Annotated in this window: 15 protein-coding genes; 11 read left to right on the top strand and 4 right to left on the bottom strand. The window is 49.9% G+C overall.

Annotated features, from left to right (window positions below; translation table 11 throughout):
* Positions 1–764: 764 nt before the first annotated feature.
* The 3 genes from MMIC_RS09565 to MMIC_RS09580 are packed head-to-tail and all read right to left on the bottom strand — an operon-like array spanning position 765 to position 5,789.
* On the bottom strand, positions 765–4,484 hold the full coding sequence (locus MMIC_RS09565) for a CHASE2 domain-containing protein (protein ID WP_143144932.1): 3,720 nt from the start codon (positions 4,482–4,484) through the stop codon (positions 765–767).
* 15 nt (positions 4,485–4,499) lie between these two features.
* Positions 4,500–5,336, bottom strand: coding sequence for an OmpA family protein (locus tag MMIC_RS09570; RefSeq protein ID WP_171966498.1), 837 nt, complete (start codon positions 5,334–5,336; stop codon positions 4,500–4,502).
* Between the two features lie 9 nt (positions 5,337–5,345).
* Positions 5,346–5,789 (bottom strand): FecR family protein, encoded by a 444-nt coding sequence (locus MMIC_RS09580; RefSeq protein ID WP_072660251.1) that lies wholly within the window; start codon positions 5,787–5,789, stop codon positions 5,346–5,348.
* A 298-nt stretch (positions 5,790–6,087) separates the two neighbouring features.
* Here MMIC_RS09580 and MMIC_RS09585 point away from each other — a divergent pair, with 298 nt between their 5' ends.
* From MMIC_RS09585 to MMIC_RS09595, 3 genes are all read left to right on the top strand, one after another.
* The gene (locus MMIC_RS09585) at positions 6,088–6,423 is read left to right on the top strand and encodes a hypothetical protein (protein WP_072660252.1); all 336 of its coding nucleotides are present in this window, start codon (positions 6,088–6,090) and stop codon (positions 6,421–6,423) included.
* 774 nt (positions 6,424–7,197) lie between these two features.
* Positions 7,198–7,929 carry a hypothetical protein gene (locus tag MMIC_RS09590; RefSeq protein ID WP_072660253.1) on the top strand — a complete coding sequence of 244 codons (732 nt, stop codon included), beginning with the start codon at positions 7,198–7,200 and terminating at the stop codon, positions 7,927–7,929.
* Positions 7,926–8,225: an EscU/YscU/HrcU family type III secretion system export apparatus switch protein gene (locus tag MMIC_RS09595; RefSeq protein WP_072660254.1), complete on the top strand. Its 300-nt coding sequence runs from the start codon at positions 7,926–7,928 to the stop codon at positions 8,223–8,225. The genes MMIC_RS09590 and MMIC_RS09595 overlap by 4 nt, the downstream gene beginning before the upstream one ends.
* A gap of 9 nt (positions 8,226–8,234) precedes the next feature.
* Here the strand turns inward: MMIC_RS09595 and pepN are convergent, their stop codons facing one another.
* Positions 8,235–10,847 carry an aminopeptidase N gene (gene pepN / locus MMIC_RS09600; protein ID WP_072660297.1) on the bottom strand — a complete coding sequence of 871 codons (2,613 nt, stop codon included), beginning with the start codon at positions 10,845–10,847 and terminating at the stop codon, positions 8,235–8,237.
* Between the two features lie 120 nt (positions 10,848–10,967).
* On the opposite strand from pepN, the gene hrpA reads away from it, so the two are divergent.
* The 8 genes from hrpA to MMIC_RS09640 all read left to right on the top strand — a co-directional run bounded on the left by hrpA (position 10,968) and on the right by MMIC_RS09640 (position 23,781).
* A complete protein-coding gene (gene hrpA / locus MMIC_RS09605) occupies positions 10,968–14,855 on the top strand; it encodes an ATP-dependent RNA helicase HrpA (protein ID WP_072660255.1) in 3,888 nt (1,295 codons plus the stop codon).
* A gap of 110 nt (positions 14,856–14,965) precedes the next feature.
* Positions 14,966–16,702: an NADH-ubiquinone oxidoreductase-F iron-sulfur binding region domain-containing protein gene (locus MMIC_RS09610; RefSeq protein WP_072660256.1), complete on the top strand. Its 1,737-nt coding sequence runs from the start codon at positions 14,966–14,968 to the stop codon at positions 16,700–16,702.
* Entirely contained in the window at positions 16,699–17,472 is a 774-nt protein-coding gene (locus MMIC_RS09615) for a 2Fe-2S iron-sulfur cluster-binding protein (RefSeq protein ID WP_072660257.1), read from the top strand. The genes MMIC_RS09610 and MMIC_RS09615 overlap by 4 nt, the downstream gene beginning before the upstream one ends.
* The gene (locus tag MMIC_RS09620; RefSeq protein WP_072660298.1) at positions 17,432–18,001 is read left to right on the top strand and encodes an NADH-quinone oxidoreductase subunit B family protein; all 570 of its coding nucleotides are present in this window, start codon (positions 17,432–17,434) and stop codon (positions 17,999–18,001) included. The genes MMIC_RS09615 and MMIC_RS09620 overlap by 41 nt, the downstream gene beginning before the upstream one ends.
* Before the next feature lie 10 nt (positions 18,002–18,011).
* A complete protein-coding gene (locus MMIC_RS09625) occupies positions 18,012–19,478 on the top strand; it encodes a Ni/Fe hydrogenase subunit alpha (RefSeq protein ID WP_083530558.1) in 1,467 nt (488 codons plus the stop codon).
* On the top strand, positions 19,475–19,975 hold the full coding sequence (locus MMIC_RS09630) for a hydrogenase maturation protease (protein ID WP_072660259.1): 501 nt from the start codon (positions 19,475–19,477) through the stop codon (positions 19,973–19,975). Before MMIC_RS09625 ends, MMIC_RS09630 begins: the two co-directional genes overlap by 4 nt.
* 191 nt (positions 19,976–20,166) lie before the next feature.
* Positions 20,167–20,889, top strand: a complete 723-nt coding sequence (locus MMIC_RS09635; RefSeq protein ID WP_072660260.1) for a YebC/PmpR family DNA-binding transcriptional regulator — start codon at positions 20,167–20,169, stop codon at positions 20,887–20,889.
* A gap of 183 nt (positions 20,890–21,072) precedes the next feature.
* Complete coding sequence (locus MMIC_RS09640) at positions 21,073–23,781, top strand: cation-transporting P-type ATPase (protein WP_072660261.1); 2,709 nt, start codon at positions 21,073–21,075, stop codon at positions 23,779–23,781.

Genomic DNA, 23,781 nt, shown 5'->3' on the forward strand with positions numbered 1-23,781 from the left:
ATCATTGTGACATTATAGAGACCGGAAATGAGAGCTGGAGATTCAAAAATAGAGCATGATTTAAACAGACTTTAGGGGGGTCAAAATTGGACGCTGATGGGGGGTCAATTTTGGGTGCTGATTGACACCTCGAAAGCTGACGCTCACGAACAATCTGTTTGATGCTCTTCTTATGGACGTAAAAATCCCGCCTTACTTTTGCTTTCGTTTCCACTGTGATCACTCCTGTTTTTTCCTCCAACTAAATCATTAGCTGGGGATACTACAGGGGGGTCAAATTTGGACGCTGATTTACCCCTCTAGGGGGTCAATTTTGAACGCTGAATAACAAGCTGAATCGACACTGGCTGAATACAATGTGACTGAAAGCGATATAATAAACTGCTTCTTAGAAGGAGTTAGGTTGTCGAGGGAATATTCACTATAAAACAGGGTGCGTACACAAATGCATACACAGTGAGTATTCTCGGATAGTGACAGATATTCACGGTTATAGACAGGATATAAAAAGCATAAGCTTTTGTTTCTGTTAGATTATTCGCTAATTTTGTTGCTATGTATAGATTTTCGGAATACGTCAAAATCTCAATGTCAAGGTGGTGCTCTACCCCTGAGCTACGAGCCTGTATGGGTATCCCTCTCACAAGGGCGGCGAAGAGTATTGATACCCCATCACTCGGTCAAGTTGGCAGTAGGCAGATCAAGTCATTTAGAGAAATAAAGTTTAATGGACCTAGGGTAAGTCTGAGTTAAGCGATGTTTAGCTAGCCGATAAGTTCCATTATTTTTTTCAATAATTCCGGTACCAATACCGGTTTCTGCAGTGAGTCGCTGTTGCTGATTGATGCAGCAGCCTCTAATTGAGCCCGCTCGCCATAACCGGTCTGGAAAATAATTGGTACTTCTGCATCAAGCTCACGAATCTCTTTTGCCGCAATCACGCCACCTTTATGCGGCATCACGACATCCATAAGCACTAAATCCACTGATGCCGAATGGCTACGGAACAAGTCCACGGCCTGAATTCCATCGGATGCCTGCAATACAGAAAAATTACTGCGACTGAGCACTTCCGCTACGACAGAGAGTAACTCTTTTTCATCATCAACCAGCAAAACAGTTTTGCCACTGCCATCAACGGAAAGTCTATCCTCATCATATACCTGAACCGCCTCTTCCTGTTGCAACGGCAGCCAAATTGAGACAGTCGTTCCCTGCCCCTGAACACTTTCAACATCAATGATGCCCTGATGGTTCTGGATCGCGCCATACACCATAGCCAGACCAAGACCAGTACCTACTCCGGCCTGCTTGGTGGTGAAAAATGGTTCGAACACATGTTCAAGGGTACCGGGGCTCATGCCGCAACCGTTATCACTACAGCGAATATGGCACCAGCCAATCTCGCTATGTGCTTCCAGATTCTGGTTCAGCAGTTCAGCTGATGGCTCCGACTCGTCAAGTTCAAGAGTGATTTCAGCATCATCCACATGCTCGACTGCATGGCGCGCATTGGTCACCAGATTTAGCAATACCTGCTGCAACTGCGTTGCATCACCATTAACACATATATGTTTATTGCCCGGATAATTGAGAAGAAAGTTGATATCCTCAGACAAAGTCGCATGCGATAATTTGTATGCCTCTTTCACAAACACAAGCATATCCATCGGCTGCTTTGATGGTCTGTCTTTGCGAGCAAAGGTCAGCATCTGCTTGATCATGTTCGCAGCGTGATGAACTGAGCCCTCCATACTGCTAATACGCTCCATCATCTCTTCATCATCTTCATGATCGAAACTCATCAGGTATAAATTACCTACCAGACTGGCCAGCATATTATTGAAATCGTGGGCTAAACCACCAACCATGGTCCCTACAGCTTCCATCTTCTGAGCCTGCATCATTTTCTTCTGCAGCTCTTCATTTTCACTAAGATCCTCATAAACAGCTACAAAGTGAGAGATCACTCCTTCTGCATTAAAAATCGGAGCGGCAGATATCTGGGCAGGGTATACCGTACCATCTTTTTTGCAGTTCAGAATGCGTCCTCGCCATAGCTGACCAGACCTGACTGTATCCCAAAGCCGGTTATAAAAATCATATCCTGGCTGTTTGTTATGCAAGTTTGACGGAGTGCTTCCTATGACTTCCTGATCGGTGTAACCGGTGTTTTTGGTGAATGCAGGGTTTGCATACACGATGACACCCTGAGTATCAGTAATGATGATGCTTTCGCTAATCGAGGCTACTGCACTCTCCAGAAGGCGCATCCCCTCCTCTCTTTGTTTGCGCTCGCTTATGTCACGCACAATCGAAACCAGAGCCGGTTTGCCTTCCCAAACTATAGGGGTGCTGGCAAGCTCGATAGGAAAAGCCTCTCTGCTTTCCGGGTGCAACGCTTCCATTTCAATCGGACCATGGGATTTCCCACTCTGAACAGCTTTCCGAACAGCCTGCATCGCCCTGTCGCGATAGGTTTCAGAGATATAATCCATGGGATTTTTGCCCAATGTTTGCTCCAGTGTCGGATAACCAAACAGATCACGGGCAGCTTTATTGGCATAAATCACCTTTGAGTGCTGATGCGCAATTACAGCATCAAAATCCGCATCCAGGATTCTATTCAAACGTTCTGCCGCAGCAGCAATTTCCTTTTCGTTATTCCTGATGTTTGCAAGCAGATGTGCATTCATCAATGCCGAGGCAACGATATCCGAAAGACTTTCCAGCACCTCCACATCCTGATGCGCAAATGCCCGCCCATCCAGACGATCATGCACCTCAAGGCAACCGAGTAACTCGCCATCCCCGTCAGAAATAGGCACATTGATTAATCTGTTGAAAGCCAGTTCGCTGCGGAATTCCGGCATCACATGCGGATCCTCCATCGCATGATTGCTCAGGTAACTCTTTTTATTCTGCAGCACCAGACCTGCAACGCCCTGACCCGGCAAACATTTGAAATCAATCGCTTTGATGGCATCACCTTCAACATACTCGCTGAACACCATTTTACCATGCTTATACAAACCCACAGTTCCTGATGTGCATTCCAGCAGATCACAGGCGGCCATGACCAGTTTTCTGGCTATAAGAGTCTCATCCAGCGTTTCATGAACCACAGCTCTTGCTTCAGTCAATTGGCGGAAAAACAGTGAAGACGATTTCTTTTCCAACACAAAGCGTGTCGCAGAAAACAGTGTCAACAGTAGCAGGGTAATTACCAGTGCAGGCGCGGGGTTTAGAAACAGACCCGCACTTGTATATGCGCTAAAACTGCCTGCCAGCAGTGCTGTCCCCCAGGCTAAGCTACCGACCAGAACAAGCAGTGCGTTCGAAACAAAAGCAAACAACAGTGAAACAATACAGCCGGTCAACAAGCTGACTGAAAATATAGCAATATCAGCCCAGACAGGTTCAATCACAGCGTTGCCATCCGTGAAATTCTCAACCATTGCAGCAAGTGTTTTTACGCCAGGAAATTGAGCATCAAACAGTGTACTGTGAAGATCATTCAAGCCGGCAGATGAAGAACCAATGAACACTATTTTATCGCGAATACGCTGTTCATCGACATGGCCATTCAAGACATCACGGGCTGAAACAGACCTGTACAGATGAGGTGAGCCATTGAATTGCAACAGGGCAAAACCATTTTCAGTGATCGGAATCCTGTGCTCTCCGGCTTGAATGACAGGACCGTATTCTGTCTCTTCAACAGATGCAGTATGCAAACCATGCGAACGCATGAAGGTTGCCAATACCAGATGTGGATAAATCTTGCCCTGATGGCGAATCAAAAGAGGTAATCTTCTGAGCATACCATCATCATCCGGCTGAATATTGATGAAACCGGCATATTTCAATTGCGAGGAAATCTTATAGGTATTATCCAGAATTCCGGATGCATCATGCAGATCGAGCAAATCTGTCCTGCCTGTAAACGCAAATGAAGAGCGATGAGGTGTATCTACTTTGCTTTGATGATCAAAATAGAGATATTCTGCTCCAACCGTTCCTGTGCCGGATAAAACAGAACCGAGATACCCGTCATTATCCGTGAGATTCGGCGGTATGCCGGTAAAGTTAATATCGAGATTAAAGTCACTCTTGAATGCTTTGCGAATATTCATCAAAGCAGTTCTATCTTCTTCAGAAAAGATGATATCCAAACCTATCGCTGCTGGTTTCATATCAGCTATAGCCTTCACAAGGGTGGCGACCCGATAGCGCGGCCATGGCCACTGGCCAACCGCATTCAGACTGACATCATCAATATCGATAATAACCGTATGCGATGCAGCCTGACCTGATGCCACCTGCTGTTGAAACACATCGTAAAACATATTACTGACATGATTTAAGGGATAAACAGCTTGATAGCCCATATAGGCAATGCCTGTTGAGATAGAAAGCCCCAACACTATCATCATCACCATCCATTTTTTAGACAGCCTTCTGGACAAAGAGAATGGACTCAATAAATTCTCCCTGTTCTACAGAATAAGTATTTCAACCCGCCGGTTTTTTGGCTCGGGTACATTGTCCGGAGTTGGAACCAGAGGGTCATTTTCTCCATGAAACCTCAGGTAGATTGAATCCGGAGCAGAGTCTGAAGCCTTCAATAACAATTCCACTGCTTTTGCTCTGGCTGATGAAATTTTCATATTCGTGCTTTTAGAGCCGGTTGAATCGGTATGCCCGACAATACTCACCTCTGCTGGCTGGCGCTCTTTGGTCGCCTTAAGCACCTGCGGGATGATGGCTTGTGAAGCTTCTGTCAGCTCACTGGTCCCTGAAACGAAGTAGAGTATAAAACGAGCAGGTTTAGGTGGCTGAGCCTTGAGAATATCAGAAAATTGTTTTCTCACCTGCTTCTCATCCAGAGCTCTGGCTGCTTCGGGTTTTGATGAATCACCTCTTACTGAAGATGCATGGAATGCCTCGCTTACAGTCTGAGACGCACCGCCTGCATTCAGCGATACGGCACCGACATTTCCATCCTCATCAGGCAAGAGAATTACCGTTGTTTCTTCCTTACAGTTTTTCAAGGAATATGCTCTGGCCTGCCTGGCGTACGTTTCTGCCTTGGCGATTAACTCACTCGCCTCAGCCTGGTCAATGTTTGTATGTTCAGTGAGCTCATGAGCTGCCCAGTACAGACTCGACTGAGCCTTTGCCAGCAACTCCGGAGCACAACGATCTGCTTTGACCATTCTCGCCTGATCAATAGCAGTGCGTGCTGCCGATAACTCATCATGGTCGATGGATATAGATGAAGATGCACAGGCTGAAAGTGCAAACAGAATTATTCCGGTGATTAATTTTAACATCGTCATTCCTTAATCAACTTTCACAATAAAACGTGTACCGCGAATCCCTACTGTAGCTCTGGGCGTTTTTAAATTCACCGAATCCGGTGCCAGTTTACCCAGTTTGCCCGAGGAGTAGATGGCAGAGCCTTTTTTTACATAGACTGAAAACCCGTATTTGGATTCTCTGGGTTCAAATAGATATTTTTTCACTTCTATCTCGGTTGATGAACCCACGGTAATAAGAGTTCCATCAACAAAAACGATACCCGCCTGAGATTCCTGCCCTGAAACAATCTTATCCTTACGCATCAACTGCATGCCGGGAGTTGCGGGCATGCTTTTTTCATGCCGCAAAACCTCAACACTACCTGATACATTTTTCACAATGGCAACATGAGAGCTTTCGGCAAGCGCGACAGCACCATGAGCGCTGATCGCCAGCAACAATGCGGCAAACCAGACCTTAATCATTTCAATCCTCCCATCCCCCGCATAGCTGCACTTCAATCAAGCACGACTACCACTAACCACCGTAGCCATTAAAGGCCTGATCGGCGTTTGAGTCAAGCCCAGAAATATGCCTGTGTATCAATATTTTACAGATAAATACCCGGGGCCTGTTCACATAAAATGCCTGACAAGGAAGCCACCTTTAAACAACCTTGTAGCGAACACAGGTTGACATCTTCGCCTATCATCCTACGCTGGTTAATGTTCCCTGAGGGGGGACTATCCCAAGGTGAGGAACACCTTTTCGCGAGGAACACTTATGAAATTAAAATCAATTATCATCGCTATTTCCGCACTACTAACGCTTTCCCTGGCAGCTTGTTCTAGTGAAAAGCCTGCTGAGAAGGCCGCTGCACCAGCTGAAACGGCTGCACCAGCTGCTGCCCCTGCAATGGAAGAAGCTGCTGCTGTGGTAGAAGAAGTTGTTGAGGAAGCTACTGCTGCAGTTGAAAAAGCTGCAGGTGAAGCGGCCACTGCAATGGAGCCGGCTATGAATGAAGCTGCTGCTGCAATGGGTGCTGCACCAACTGAACCAGCCGCTCCGGCTGAACCTGTTGCGCCAACTGAACCAGCCATGCCTGCCGTCGGTCATTAACTCAACGACCATCAACAATAATAAATCAAGGCCTGACGCAAGTCGGGCCTTTTTTTAGGTTCATCACGCATTAGCGGGAACCATGCCTGAAGAAAACTTTTGATCCCTGTTAAATAGATACATTCAATAGTTACTACTCTGCTAAAGCAGAGCATTCCCCTTTCTTTAGCGGTAAAGAAAGGGGTGAAAGAAAGCCGCCCCGGAACCAGCCTGTCCTGCGGATTCCCGATTCTGCATATCCAAAACCGGTCACGGCTCCGCCGCTTTATTCCGGTTTTGGACATTTGTCTCGGCAGCCTGCTAGCGGGGGATCCAAATGCTGAGGTCCAATGTGTGATAGATCTACCAGGATTTTCAACCCCGTTCCAAGATGCGCCGGAGTATTTATTGTTCAATGGGATGAGGCGACAAACAGAAGGTACCGTTTGGACGAGCTTTAGCTCGCCCGAAGGGTGAGAGTCATGCAAGGCTCGAATCAAAAAGGTTTCGCCCCATTGAACAATAAATGCGCAGGGAGAAGCAGATTGCCGGGCAGCTTTCTTTGGTTCGTTTCTTTTCTGGAAAAGAAATGAACAAATACCTCAGCCATAATAGTAAGACGGGAAACGCATTCAGTTCTTATTTACAAAGACTGTTTCCCGGACTTCCGCGATGAACCTTTTTTATTCACACAGGCGTTGGCATCATGACTCATATTCCCGCAGCTAAAATCCGGGCAATTCGCCTGACTGTGCATCACTCGCATTTTCTGTAAACAGAATCTAATATGGCATCATGGTCAATATTCCCGGAAGCATATTTCTGAGTCTGCCTCAGGGGGCAGCAAAAGCTCAGGGCAATGCCTTGCCCTGGCCCAATGGAAGTATCCTCTCTGCAAAGGTGCTACAGCAGGCAGATAGTGGCATCGCGACACTGCTAATTGGAAACCAGCGCTTTCAGGCCAAAACACCCGGCCAGCTCCCCACCGGCAATATATGGATCCAGTTGATGGAACGCGGAAACCCTCCTCAGTTCAGAATTCTTTCAGAATCCAGAGCCATATCCATGCTGGCAGAACGCCTCGCCGAAATGGCTGCAGGCAGTGAAAAAAAAACGCCAAGTCAGCATCTGCTTCGTCAGCAACAGGAGTGGCCTTTGCCACAGCAATCCCAGTCAGGATATCACCTGCACCCTGCATCCAATGGTAATATGCTCATGCTGGAAGATCGCCAGAATGGTGCCACTAAAGGCATGGTTCAGAAAGATGAAAAGGAAAACCGCTCTGCCCTGCATGGCCGCCTTGATCTCGATCATCTTGGCACCGTCTATTTCGCCATTGAGAAAAAACCGGATAGCCCGCTCCAACTAAAACTCAGAACAGCAGAACACGATGCTTTCCTTAGCCTGCACGAACCCTTCAGTCACTGGCTGGCCGAGAAAGTACAAGAGGATGGTATCGAAGGACAACTGAGCGAAGGAGATGAACCGATTATCAAACCCGAACACCCAGTGAGAACCATGGCATGAAAAAACACAGAGCCAGCGACAGGGGCGCTGCCATTGCCCTCACCTATGACCCGGATGGCCTTTCAGCACCGACGATTGTTGCATCAGGCTACGGAGAAATTGCCAAACGTATTATGGAACTTGCCAAAGAAAACAAGATTCACATCCACCGGGATGACAACCTTGTCGAGTTACTTGCCCGGGTTCCTGTAGGCACGGCGATTCCCGAAGAGGCCTATCAGCTGGTCGCTGAACTACTGGCCTTTCTCTACCGCACAGACCGCAGACTTGGCGAGAAGAAACGGGTTAAACAGTAAGCTCTGTATTCAGCAGAGGCTTTTACTGACGATCTCATGCACATCACCAGACAGCCCTTCGCTACCGGCTATACGTTGCAGCTCGGCACGCATTAAGGCACTGCGTCTGGACTCAATACGCTTCCAGTTCATAAGGCTGCGCACAATACGCGAAGCAATCTGAGGATTAAGCCGGTCCAGCTCCAACACCTGATCAGCAATAAATCGATAACCGCTGCCATCCTCAGCATGGAAAATTACAGGATTTCGCATAGCCAGGGTGCCGATCACCGAACGCACCTTATTCGGGTTATGCAGATCAAATTTCTCATGCTGCATGAGCAATCGCACAGCATCCAGCGTACCGGTAAGCGTTGATGCAGCCTGAACTGCAAACCACTTATCCATCACATTGGCATCATGTTCAAACTGCTGTTCAAAGGCCTGTATTGCTTTTTCGCGTTGCTCACAATCGCAATCTGCCAGCAGAGCCAGTGCGGCATACTGATCGGTCATATTATTTGCTGTATGAAACTGGCCGGAAGCCATAGCTATTGCCTTGTCGTTCTTGAGAGCCACCAGATAAGCAAGGCATACATTTTTCAGCTTGCGCTTCTGCATGGCCTCATCATTCAACCCCTCTGCCTGCGACAGGTCTCTGTAACAACTTTCAAGCTGCTCAGATAAAGATGATGCAATAAAACAACGTAGTTGTTCACGCGCTGCATGAATACGTCCGGGATCAGCAGGCAGGCTGACTTCAGCAATATCCGCCTCCGATGGCAACATCAATGCCTCCGCCTTCAGGGCTGCATCAAGTCCATCATCAGCCAGCAGCTGCCCGAAGGCCGTGGCGACTGAGCCATCAGGTTCTTTCCCATCAAGCAAAGCAAGCAGCGTCTGCATAGCCAACCTTTGTGCCGCAGCCCAGCGATTGAATGCATCGCTGTCATGAGACATCAGGAACGCATCATCTTCAACTGTATAAGGATAATCGAGCTCTACCGGAGCCGAAAACCCTCTCAACAGTGACGGCATCGGTTTCTCAGCTACACCCACGAAGATAAATGACTCCTCCCTCTCCCTGAGCAGCAAGGTTCGACTACCAATTTGTGCAACATTCTCACCCAGCAACTGTAATGGCTGCTCTGAGCCATCAGGCAGTAGCAGGCCCATCTCAACTGGAATCAGGAAGGGTTGTTTCTCTGAAGCTTCCGGTGTTGCCGGACAGGATTGTGTGAAGTGCAAGGTGCAGAACTGCCTGTCCGCATCATAATCCATAGACACAGTCAGCTTCGGTGTACCAGCCTGATCGTACCAGTTCTGCATCAGGGACAGATCGGTTTCATTGGCATCGGCCATGGCAGCAAGAAAGTCTTCCGTACTCACAGCCTGCCCGTCAAAACGCTGAAAATAGAGGTCCATGCCACGACGGAATCCATCCACACCGAGCAGACTCTGATACAGGCGCACCACCTCGGCTCCCTTCTCATACACAGTCACGGTATAAAAGTTATTGATCTCCATATACGAAGAGGGCCGGATCGGATGCGCCATAGGGCTGGCATCCTCAGCAAACTGATGCGTGCGCAACAGGCGCACATCCTCAATACGTTTCACAGCCCGCGAATGGTTATCTGCAGTAAACTCCTGATCACGAAATACCGTCAACCCCTCTTTCAGGCTGAGCTGAAACCAGTCGCGGCAGGTTACTCTGTTACCAGTCCAGTTGTGAAAATACTCGTGGCCGATCACCGCCTCAATGGCAATGTAATCATCATCGGTTGCCGTTTCAGGGCTGGCAAAGACCAGACGGGAATTGAAGATGTTCAATCCCTTGTTCTCCATCGCCCCCATATTGAAATCATCTACGGCAACGATCATGAACAGATCAAGGTCGTACTCCAGACCAAAACGTGCTTCATCCCAGGACATGGCCCGTTTAAGCGAATCCATGGCATGACCGCAATGCTCGATATGATGCGGTTCAGTATAGACGCGCAGTCTCACATCACGACCGGAAGCCGTTTGATACGAATCCTCCACACATGCCAGATCACCAGCCACCAGCGCAAACAGGTAACAGGGTTTGGCAAACGGATCGGACCATGCCGCCCAGTGTCTGCCGCCCTCCAGTTCACCCGCTGCGACCGGATTACCATTGCAGAGCAATACCGGATTCGTTGTTTTGTCTGCCTCGATACGCACATCAAAGGTCGCCATGACATCTGGACGATCCTGATAATAGGTAATACGGCGAAAGCCCTGCGCTTCACACTGGGTACAATAATTGCCACCGGAGCGATAAAGCCCTTCCAGAGCCGTATTGGCATCCGGATTGCAGTGCGTGATAATCTCAAGCTCAAAGGCATCCGGCAGATCATTCAGACTCAGGCCCGACGCATGCAGCTGGTATTCACTTTGTTCCAGCAGACGTCCATTCAGGCTGATGCTAATCAGTTCCAGATCATGGCCATTCAGCTCCAGAGCTGCGCCAGCGGCAGCCACCGGATTGCGCCGGTAGTTCACTTTACTCACCACTTCGGTCGCTGATGGATTCAACCTGAATATCAGTGCCACATGGTCGACAAGAAATGCCGGTGGCAGATAATCTTTCAGATATACGGTTTGCGGCTGAGTCATGGATACCATCCCTGCAAAAAAGTATGGCCACACTAGGTAGATGCTGATTTGTTGTCATCCTGGCAAAAATCAGCAGGGGAGATGCGCTGATGGCGCAATCGGATATACTGCCCCGCTCCTATGGCCAGCGACACGCAAACCATCAATGACCTGTTTTCCAAGCTTGCTACATGCATGCTTACAGAGCGGCGCGCGCTCTCCAAACGATTGCACGGTTTACGCCACCGGCTGAAACAAGGCAAACCGGTCGACCGCTCGCTGGCGAAACTGACAGTGGATATTAAAAGCTCAGCGAACACCTTCAACCAACGAAAAAACAGCATCCCTGCCATCACCTTCCCTGAAGAACTACCGGTATCCGCCAAACGTTCTGAGATCAGCGATGCGATTGCGGCACATCAAGTCGTCATTATTGCCGGTGAAACCGGCTCGGGAAAAACCACCCAGATCCCTAAAATATGTCTGGAACTGGGGCGCGGCATCGCTGGTCTGATCGGCCATACCCAGCCTCGTCGTATTGCAGCCCGCTCCGTAGCTGGACGTATTGCCCAGGAACTGAATAGTCCCGTCGGTGAGCATGTCGGTTATAAAGTACGTTTTTCCGACCACACGCGTAAAGACGGATATATCAAACTGATGACCGACGGCATCCTGCTGGCCGAAATTCAAAATGATCCGCAACTACTGTCCTACGATACAATCATTATTGATGAAGCCCATGAACGCAGTCTGAATATCGATTTCCTGCTCGGGTATATCAAACAGCTATTACCGAAACGCTCCGACCTGAAAGTGATCATCACTTCGGCCACAATCAATACAGCCCGTTTCTCTACTTTTTTCTCTAATGCTCCTGTTATAGAAGTCTCCGGACGCAGTTATCCTGTCGAAATCCGCTTTCGCCCGATTTCCGACGATGATGACGATCGCGACCGTGACCTGCCGATGGCCATTTGTGATGCTGTGGACGAAGCAGCAGCCAGCGATCCGCTCGGGGATATTCTTGTCTTCCTGCCCGGAGAACGAGAAATACGTGAAGCCACTGATGCGCTGCACAAGCACAAGATGCTGCACACCGAAGTCATCCCGCTGCTCTCACGTCTGTCGCCCGCCGAGCAGGACAAGGTCTTCCAGAAACATACGGGGCGTCGCATCGTGCTGGCTACGAATGTGGCGGAGACCTCGCTGACCGTACCCGGCATCCACTTCGTCATTGATTCGGGACTGGCTCGCATCAGTCGCTATTCCTCCCGTACCAAAGTGCAACGTCTGCCGATTGAACCGATCTCACAGGCTTCGGCCAACCAGCGCTCAGGGCGTTGCGGCCGCGTGACAGCAGGCATATGCATCCGCCTCTATTCGGAGGAGAGCTACAACAACCGACCCGGGCAGGCTGATCCTGAAATCCGCCGTACGAATCTTGCCAGTGTCATCCTGCAGATGAGTAATCTGGGGCTTGGCGAGCTGGGTCAATTCCCGTTCATGGATGCGCCTGAGAAAAAGGCTATCCGCGATGGTTACCTGCTACTCGAAGAGTTACAGGCGGTTGATGCCAATAAAAAACTCACCCCGATCGGCCGCAAACTGGTGCGTCTGCCGGTAGACCCGCGTATTGGGCGCATGTTGCTGCAGGCCAATAGTGAACACTCACTGCACGAGGTACTGATTATCGCATCTGCACTCTCAGTACAGGATCCACGTGGAAGGCCGATGGATATGCAGCAACAGGCCGATGAAAAACACCGTACCTTTGCCGACCCGGACTCTGACTTTCTCAGCTGGCTGAAGCTGTGGAACTGGTATCACGAACAGGCACGCCATCTCTCGCGTACAAAACTGCGTAAGCTCTGCCATGATCGTTTTCTCTCCTATATCCGGCTGCGCGAATGGCATGACCTGCATAGCCAGTTACTGAGCATTGTGCGCGAGCTGAAGATGACCCCGAACAGGGAGGAGGCCAAAAGCGATGCAATCCACCGTGCCCTGCTTGCCGGCCTGATCAGTCATATCGGACTGTATGATAATGAGAAGCGCAACTACCTCGGTGCGCGCGGACTCAGGTTTTCCATATTTCCCGGCTCTGCCCTGTTCAAGAAACCGCCGAAATGGGTGGTCTGCGGAGAGCTGGTTGAAACCACCCGCCTGTATGGTCGCATGGCTGCACGCATTGACCCGGCATGGCTGGAGCCATTGGCCCCGCATCTGGTGAAAAAAAGTTACAGCGAACCACACTGGTCTTCCAAACAGATGCAGGTGGCCGCCTTTGAGAAGGTGAATCTCTACGGTCTGCCCGTGGTCGGTAAACGTCGCATCAATTTCGGAATCATTGATCCTGTCATTTCGCGCCAGCTGTTCATCCGGCATGCGCTGGTGCAGTTCGAATTCCGCAGCCACGGCAAATTCCTGAACCATAACAGGCAAATGATTGCCGAGCTGGAAAAACTGGAAGCCAAATCACGGCGACGTGATCTGATGGCCGAGGAGCAGGCTATTTTCGATTTCTTCGATGCCATAATTCCGGACAGCGTTTTCAGCGGTAAACTCTTCGAGCAGTGGCGCAAAGGTGCTGAGCAGAAGCAGCCGAAACTGCTCTACCTCGATAAAAAAGAGCTGCTGCACAATGATGCCAGAACAGTCAGTGGTGATGTTTATCCTGACTATTACCTCGACGGTAAACTGAAACTGAAATACAGCTATCACTTTGATCCGACTCATAAGGCCGATGGCGTGACTCTGGTTGTGCCACTTTCTGTACTGGGTCAACTTGATGCGAACCGCTTCGAATGGCTGGTGCCCGGCATGCTGCAGGAAAAATTAATTTTACTGATCAAAAGCCTGCCCAAAACGCTGCGCCGGAATTTCGTACCTGCACCGGAATTCGCCCGCGCCTGTGCTGAAAGTATGGTATTCGGCAAGGGTGAGCTGATCGATACTTTTTCGCGAGAGCTCGCACGTTTAACCGGAGTACAGCCGCATCACAGCGACTGGAAATGCGAACAGTTGCCCGGACACCTGAGCATGAAATACAAACTCATCAATGAACAGGGTAAAACCGTAGCAATCGATAGCAACTTGCGAGCCCTGCAGAATAAATATGCGGAAAGCAGTCGCCAGAGTCTGCAAGCCATGGACGCTGTTCAGAAGCTGGAACGTAGCGGTATCACCCGCTGGGACTTCGGCGATCTGCCTGAATCTGTAAGCAGCACACAGAAAGGCTTAGAGCTACAGTTTTTTCCGGCCCTGCACGATGATGGACAAAGTGTTTCGATCCGGATCTTTGAAAGCCGCCATGAAGCGGCACAGGCTATGTTTAAAGGCCTGCGCAGACTGTTTATGTTACACCTGCATCAGCAAGTGCAGTTGTTAAAGAAAACAACACCGCAGCTCCAAAAGATGGCCCTTAACTATGCCCTGATCGGTAATCCGGTCACTCTCAAGGATGAACTGATCGCAGCGTCTTTTGATGAACTGTTTCTGAATGGACCGCTAACCTACTCTGAGACTGAATTCACCGCTCGCCTTGATGCAGGCCGGGCCCGGATCGTGAATCAGGCAAGCGGACTGGCCGACCAGGTCAGTGTTACCCTGACCGCTCACGCCGAACTACTCACCGCGCTTGGCAATGTTCGCTCCCCACTGCTTAAGCCTGTGGTGGATGATATAGGCCGCCAGATTGGCCACCTTGTTTACCCCGGCTTTGTCGGTAAGACACCCGCCACATGGCTGGTGCACTTGCCCCGCTTTATCGAGGCGGCAAAAATACGCCTGACAAAAGCCGGTCGTAACCTCAAACAGGATAGCCAACACAGGCAGGCCATTGAGCAACTCTGGAGTGATTATAGCAACCGCCTTGAGACCTTACAGAAATCACAGACAGACACTGCCGCACTGGAAGAGTTCCGCTGGCTGATTGAGGAGTTACGCGTTTCACTCTTCGCACAGGAGTTGAAAACCAGCGTTTCAGTCTCACTCAAAAAACTGCACGCACTCTGGCAATCATTACGATAATTCTGACGTCATACATGCAGACTGATAAACCGCAACTATCTGCTGAAACTGACTTCACATCAGCTCAAAATCGCAGTAACATGTAGCAACAAACTTTTACCGGACCGTATATGCCATCTTTATATCAGCACAATCATTCAGAGCATCTGCTGCATGTATTATTCGAAGAGCAACAGAAGTCTCTGCATATTTCCGAAACCGCGATAAGCAGCATTGCCAACAGCTTGAATTTGCCCAGATCACAGGTGGAAAGCGTGGTTGAATTCTACAGTTTTTTTCATCGGCAGCCGCGTGGACGCTTTGATATACTGTTCAGCAACTGCACCTGCTGTGGTGACCTGTCATTAATGAAGCGCTTGTGTGATAGATTAAACGTCGAAGCTGATAAAACTCGTGCGGACGGGCTGGTTTCCATAGGTCAGACCTCCTGCATCGGCATGTGTGATCATGACGCCTCCATGCTGATCAACGGTGTCACCATCACCTCACTCTCTACTAAGATCATCGACCGTATGGCTGAATTGATTGAATCAGAAACATCTTTATCGCTTTGGCCGGGCAGCTGGTTCCAGGTTGGCAACAACATCCGCAAGGAAGGCCTGCTACTCTCCGAGTTCTTTGAACCGGGCTCGGCTCTGAAGGCCATGGCAGAACGCAGCCATGATGACATTATCGAAGAGATCACGGCTTCAGGTCTGAAAGGCCGCGGTGGTGCCGGTTTTGCCACGGGTATGAAATGGCGCTTCTGCCGTGATGCCGCAGCTGACACACGCTATGTGATCTGCAATGCCGATGAGGGTGAACCCGGCACGTTCAAGGATCGTATCCTGCTCAATAGTCATGCCGACACACTGTTTGAAGGCATGACCATCTGTGCACGCAGCATCGGCGCCACACGTGGTTATCTCTACCTGCGCGGTGAATACCGCTACATGCTGGAAAACCTTGAATCCACACTGCAACAGAGGCGTGAATCAGGGCTACTGGGTAACAATATCCTCGATCAAGGCTTTGATTTCGACATCGCCATTGTCGTCGGCGCAGGTGCCTACATCTGCGGTGAAGAGTCAGCCCTGATTGAATCGATAGAAGAGAAAGCGGGCATTCCACGTATTCGCCCCCCCTTCCCGGTCACACAGGGCCTCTGGGGACAACCGACAGTAGTGAACAATGTTGAAACGCTGGTAGCTGCGGCAGGGATTGTGCTGCATGGGCATCACTGGTTTGAAACCGCAGGCACCTGGCAGTCCAAAGGCAGCAAACTGATTTCTGTATCCGGCGACTGTGGCCGACCCGGCATCTACGAATATGTGTTCGGTATTACCGTGCAGGAGATTCTGGATGATGCCGGAGCTGAAAATGTGCAGGCCGTACAGATTGGCGGACCGGCCGGCCGCCTTATTGCAGCTGATCATTTCAGTCATCGAATCGCTTTTGAAGACCTTGCCACCGGTGGTTCGTTTATGATCTTCGACGAATCACGTGACCTGCTGGAGATCATCCACAACTTTTCCAGCTTCTTTGCTCATGAAAGCTGCGGCTTCTGCACCCCTTGCAGGGTCGGCACAACATTGCTTAAAAACGGCATGGACAAAGTCTGCAGCGGTCACGCAACTGCCCACGATCTGGACGAACTTTCTCGCACCGCGGCCCTGGTATCGCGCCGCTCGCATTGCGGACTGGGTATGACTGCCCCCAATGCCATCCGCGATGGCCTGAAATATTTCCCTGACTGCTTTGAGAAACGACTACTGCACAAGGAGATGGAGCCGGAATTCAACCTGGACGCCTCACTGGAAGAGGCACGCCAATTGACCCGTCGTGATGACGCCGAGGCACACCTATGAGCAAAACAATAAAAATAGATGGCATTGAAGTGCCATTCGAAACAGGACAAACCATCATGGATGCAGCACTTGCTGCCGACATCTATATCCCTCATCTCTGCCACAAACCCGGTTTGAGCCCGCATGGCAGCTGCAAACTCTGCACTGTGGATGTAAATGGTCGTGCAGTCTCCGCCTGCACCATGCCTGCCGAAGCAGGACAGGAGATAGATAATAATACGCCAGAACTGAATGAAGTACGGAAATCCATCACACAGATGCTGTTCGTTGAAGGCAATCATCTCTGCCCATCATGCGAAAAGAGCGGCGACTGCACATTACAGGCCGTCGCTTATCATCTGGGCATGCTTGATGGCCACTATCCGCAATTCTATCCGCGCCGTGAGGTGGATGCTTCACATCCCACACTCGTACTTGATCGTGATCGCTGCATCATGTGCGAGCTGTGCGTGCGTGCCAGTCGTGAGTGTGACGGCAAGGATGTGTTTGCCATCTCAGGACGCGGCACAAGCCGCCAGCTGATTGTTAACTCTGAAACCGGAAAACTGGCTGACTCAGACATAGAACCGGATGACATGGCCGCCCATATCTGCCCTGTTGGAGCGATCCTGATCAAGGATCACGGTTATGAAGTGCCGATCGGTCGGCGCACATTCGATCTGCACTCTGTTGCTGAAACTGATCTTGAAGAGGTCATTCTAAAAAAGACGGTACACCATGATCAGGATGATGAGTCCGTCGAAAAAGAGGGAGGCGTATACGGTGTCTAAAGTTCGCGTTGCTACTACCTCACTGGCCGGTTGCTTTGGCTGTCACATGTCATTTCTCGATATGGACGAACGCATTGTCGGCCTGCTTGAACATGTCGAGTTCAGCCGTTCACCGATCAACGATATCAAACACTGCGAGCCCTGCGATATCGGCCTTGTCGAAGGTGCACTGTGCAATGCCGATAATGTACATGTGCTCAAAGAGTTTCGTGAAAACTGTAAAATACTGATTGCCGTTGGTGCATGTGCAATCAATGGCGGCGTGCCTGCCATGCGTAACCACTTCAGTCTGCAGGAATGTCTTGAAGAAGCCTTTCTCGATGAAATCGGTGTGGACAATCCACATATTCCCGATGACGTTGAAATTCCGCTGCTGCTTGCCAAAGTGCACCCGCTGCATGAAGTGGTAAAGGTGGATTATTATCTGCCCGGCTGTCCACCGCCGGCTGACGCATTTGTGAAAATTTTAACCGATCTGCTGGAAGGCAAGGAACCCAGCCTGCCGAAAGAGATGCTGCATTATGACTGAAGGAGTCGGAATGAAAAATGAACAGGGGCTGCGCCGAATCGCTGTCGATCCGGTCACGCGTGTTGAAGGTCACGGCAAGATCACGTTGCTGCTTGATGATGAAAACCATGTGCGGGAAGCGCGTTTTCACATCGTTGAATTCCGCGGTTTTGAGAAGTTCATTCAGGGCCGCCCCTACTGGGAGGTTCCTTATTTTGTGCAGCGCCTGTGCGGCATCTGTCCGGTTTCCCATCATCTGGCAGCTGCCAAAGCTGTGGACCAACTGGTCGGTGTTTATGACCTGACTCCGACCACAGAGAAACTGCGCAAGCTACTGCATTTCGGTCAGACCTTGCAGAGCCATGCGCTGCACTTCTTTCATCTCTCCTCACCCGATCTTTTGTTCGGTTTCGGCTCCAATCTGCAACATCGCAATATTGTCGGTGTGATCGAGGATTATCCGGATCTGGCACTGAAAGGCGTAAAGCTTCGTAAATACGGTCAACAGGTAATCGAAGTCATTGCAGGCAAACGCATCCATGGTGCAGCAACCGTACCCGGAGGCATGAATAAGGCACTGACCATGGCAGAGCGTGACCGGCTTCTGGTCGATATCAATGATATTCTGACCTGGGCTCAGGATGCTGTGACACTGAACGAAAAAATTCATACCGAACACCCTGAAAACCACGGCTTTGGCCGTTTACACAGCAACTATCTGAGCATGGTCGGAAAAAGCGGTGAACTGGAACTCTATCATGGCGGTTTGCGTGCCAGTCGTCCCGGTGGTGCAAACATCTTTGATCAGTTCGACTATCGCGGTTACTACAATATCATCCGCGAAGAGGTTCGCTCATGGTCGTACATGAAATTCCCGTATTTGACTGAACTCGGTCGCGATGATGGCTGGTATCGCGTTGGCCCGCTGGCGCGGATCAACAACTGCGATTTCATCTCCACACCACTGGCCGAAGCTGCTCGCAAACGTTTTGTCGAGTTCGGCAATGGCGGATTCGTACATGATACGCTGGCCTATCACTGGGCACGCATGATTGAGGTGCTGCACTGCGCTGAATCCATCCATGAGTTACTGCTTGATCAGGATATCACCGGCACTGATCTGCTCATGAAAGGTGAAAAACAGGAAGAAGGTATAGGCGTGATCGAAGCACCGCGCGGCACCCTCTTCCACCATTATAAAGTCAATGAAGATGGCACGATCAAAAAAGCCAACCTGATTGTTTCAACCACGAGTAATAATCAGGCCATGAATGAATCAGTACGCTCGGTCGCCAACGAATATCTGGATGGCAACGAAATCACTGAAGGCTTATTGAATCACCTGGAAGTCGCCATCCGCGCCTATGACCCATGCCTGTCATGTGCAACACATGCACTCGGCAAGATGCCGCTGGAAATCGAATTACTGAATAGCAATGGGAAAGCTGTGGATCGCATCGCCAAAGGCTCTAACGGCAGCATTACCCGTACGCTTTGAGCACCGCGAAAATACTGATATTCGCTTACGGCAACCCCGGTCGCGGCGACGATGCGCTCGGGCCTGAATTGACTGCTGCCATTGAGTTAGAGAAACTGCCTGATGTCGAATGTCAGACCGACATGCAACTGCAGGTGGAACATGTCATCGATCTCATGGATCGGGAACTGATCCTGTTCATCGATGCCGATGCCTCATGCGCTGAACCGTTCCATTTCTCTGAAATCAGTGGCGCAAAAGATGATAGTTACACCAGCCATGCCATGACACCGCATGCCCTGCTACATGCCTATCGAACTGTATATAAAACAGATCCTCCCCCTGCGTTTCTGCTGCGCATTCGTGGGTTTCAGTTCGAACTCGGCAGTCCCATGAGTGTGAAAGCCTCAAGCAATCTCGACGCTGCTACAGTTTTCGTCCGAAATCTGAGCATGGAAAAAACTATTTCGTTCTGGCGAGAATCTGTTTCCCAAGGGTACATCACAAGGTCTGAATAGCTTCAATCCAATAACCGATAGCAAACTTTTGGTGATACTGGCTTTAATCAGACAGTGCTTCATCAAAGCCGAAAAACCTCCGGTACCATCCTGATGCATTCCCGACTAATATATCGGCCGTGCTGTTGAGTCGGGCATTCAGGCCCCTCCAGCAGAACAACAGTTATCAGTAAAAGTGAGAGTGAACAAATATGGGAAGAGCATATCAGAACCGCAAAGAATCCATGGCCAAGACCGCCGGAGCAAAAACCAAGGTTTATTCCAAATACGGCAGAGAAATCTATGTGTGTGCCAAAAGTGGTGGCACCGACCCCAATGGTAACCTGTCGTTACGTCGACTGATGGATAATGCAAAAAAAGATCAGGTTCCCACTCATGTTATCGAACGGGCACTTGAAAAAGCCAGCGGTGTCGGTGGTGAAGATTATGCTACTGCCCGTTACGAAGGTTTTGGACCCGGTGGCTGCATGGTTATCGTGGACTGTCTGACCGACAACTCTACCCGCACATTCAATGATGTTCGTCTCTGCTTTACAAAAAATGGTTCCAAACTTGGAGGCCCCGGCTCAGTGGCCCACATGTTTGACCATCAGGCTGTATTTGTATTCAAGGGTGATGACGAAGATGCGGTACTCGAAACACTGATGATGGCTGATATCGATGTCAGCGATATTGAATGTGAAGATGGCATGATCACTGTGCTTGCCCCTAACACCGAGTTCTTTAAAATCAAAACCGCACTCACCGAAGCCAGCCCGGATATTGAATTTGAAGTTGATGACATCTCATACGAACCCCAGACCCTGTGCAGTGTCAGTGGTGAAGATGCTGTAACGTTTGAAAAATTTCTTGATGCTTTGAATGACTGCGATGATGTGCAAAAGGTTTATCACAACGCAGAGCTCGATAATTAAGCGGATCAGAAAGCAAAAACGATCCAAACAGAAGGCCTCGCAATATTGCGAGGCCTTTTTTGTTTTCAGCGTCAGATTCACCGGGCATGGACAAAATCAGCGGATAGTGAGAAAATTTTATAAACGGCTGACTTCCACATCTGTACGGACTGGCGTGAAAGTCACAGTGAAGGAGAGACGGATATGGTAGATGGCCAGACCAACCAGGCTCCCAACTGGCATGCCTGTGAAGTCGAGGATGCCTTTGCAAAGTCAGGTTCAACTCCTGATGGCCTGCTGTCCGATGAGATCGAAAAGCGACTACAGGAGTATGGCCCCAATCGCCTGAAACCTCAGGATAAGCAAAGCCCATTGATGCGTTTTCTGATGCAATTTCACAATGTATTAATTTATGTATTGATCGGTGCAGGCATCGTTACATCTTTGCTCGGACATTGGGTAGATAGTGGCGTGATATTCGCAGTAGTCATTGTCAATGCCATCATTGGTTATCTTCAGGAAGGCAAAGCGGAAAAAGCTCTGGATGCTATCCGGAATATGCTGTCGCAACAGGCCATGGTGAAGCGTGATGGCCATTTCGTAAGTCTTGCAGCAGAAGAGCTGGTACCCGGTGATATCATATCCCTGCAATCAGGTGACAGGGTTCCGGCTGACTTGCGTCTGTTCAAAACACGGGAATTGCGTATCGAAGAGGCAATGCTCACCGGCGAATCGCTGCCGGCAGAGAAATCCACGCAGACTGTTACTGAAGATGCAGCCATTGGAGATCGAAATAATCTCGCATATTCAGGTACGCTGGTTACCTACGGACAAGGACAGGGACTGGTCATTGCCACAGGGGACAACACCGAAATTGGACGCATCAGTGGCATGCTTCGTCACGTTCAGAGCCTGACCACGCCACTGCTCAAGCAGATGACACTCTTTGGCCAAAGGCTCACCATCGGTATCGCTGGACTCGCCGCCATCACTTTTGCTTTCGGCATCCTGTTTCAGAATTATTCTGCCAGTGACATGTTTCTGGCAGCCGTTGGACTGGCTGTAGCAGGTATCCCGGAGGGCTTACCTGCCATCATGACCATTACACTGGCTATAGGTGTGCAACGCATGGCCAGGAAGAATTCGATTATTCGCCGTCTTCCAGCAGTAGAAACACTGGGCTCTGTCACGGTGATCTGCTCGGATAAAACAGGTACGCTAACCCGCAATGAAATGACTGTAAGCACAGTTACCACAGCCACAGGCATCGTGGAAGTTACTGGAAGCGGCTATGACCCACATGGCACATTCATGCAGGATGGCCTGGAAATCAGTCTTGAACATCACCCGCAGCTACATGAAATGGCGCAGGCCGCACTGTTATGTAATGACGCCAGAATCAGTGAAGCTGAAGGCGACTGGCAGATGCAGGGAGATCCTACAGAAGGAGCTCTGGTGACACTCGCCTTGAAAGCCGGCCTGCAACAAGCTCATTATCAGACACAGTTCCCGCGCATTGATGCTATCCCATTTGAATCCGAACACCGATTCATGGCTTCCTTACATCACGATCATAATGGGCATGGATTCGTTTATATTAAAGGTGCTCCTGAACGCGTTCTGGAAATGTGCAGCCTGGAGCGTAAAGGTGGTGAAGACATGCCGCTGAATCAGCAGCATTGGGAATCATGCATCAACGATATCGCTGCACGTGGACAACGCCTGCTAGCCATCGCCTTCAGGACTGTAGCGGGAGATAAGCAGGCACTCAGTTTTAAAGATGTGCAGGGTGAACTGACGCTGCTTGGCATGGTCGGCATCATCGATCCTCCTCGCGAAGAAGCAATTACTGCTGTTAATGCCTGCCAGAACGCCGGTATTCGCGTCAAAATGATTACTGGCGACCATAGCATCACAGCTCTTGCCATCGCTGCACAGATGGGAATTGGCGATGGTGTTTCAGTCGTCAATGGCGTTGAAATGAGCAAATGCAGTAAAGAAGAACTGCAACAGATCGCTCAGCAATCCGATGTGTTCGCACGCGTTTCTCCTGAACAGAAACTGCAACTGGTTACCGCTCTGCAAGCCAGTGGCGAAGTGGTGTCGATGACCGGTGATGGTGTGAATGATGCACCGGCGCTGAAACGCGCCGATGTCGGGGTAGCTATGGGCATCAATGGTACCGAAGTGGCCAAAGAAGCTTCTGAAATGGTACTGGCAGATGATAATTTCGCGTCTATCGCTCGTGCTGTCGAAGAGGGTCGTACGGTTTACGACAATCTGAAAAAATCGATTATGTTTATTCTGCCCACCAATGGCGGTGAAGCCTTCATCATCATCGCTGCTATCATCATGGGCAGTGCACTGCCAATCACACCTGCACAGATTCTCTGGGTGAACATGATTACCGCAGTCACACTGGCCCTGACCCTGGCCTTTGAGCCACCGGAACAGAATGTCATGCAGCGCCCCCCGCGTGACTCAGGGGAGCCGATACTCTCAGGTTTTCTTCTCTGGCGGATATTGTTTGTTTCACTGATCATTGTAGCGGGTACTTTCGGCCTGTTTTTGTGGGAACAGGCTCAGGGTTCATCGCTACAAGTCTCACGTAGTGTGGCTGTCAACACACTGGTAATGTTCGAAATTTTTTATCTGTTCAGTTCCCGCTATCTGCTGGCTCCTTCACTTACGCATGAGGGAATAAGCGGCAACCGTTATGCGCTATATGCCATTGCTCTGCTGATCACCTTCCAGATCATCTTCACCTACACCCCACCCATGCAGCTGATGTTTGGCACTGCCAATATGAGTATCGATGCCTGGATCAGGGTTGTAACGGTAGCAAGCTCGGTACTGTTCCTTGTAGAAGCGGAAAAATTATTCCTGAGAGTTTTAGCGCGCCGCAAACAGTGA

Origin of the sequence: Mariprofundus micogutta (assembly GCF_001895085.1) — a bacterium.
GTDB lineage: Bacteria > Pseudomonadota > Zetaproteobacteria > Mariprofundales > Mariprofundaceae > Mariprofundus > Mariprofundus micogutta.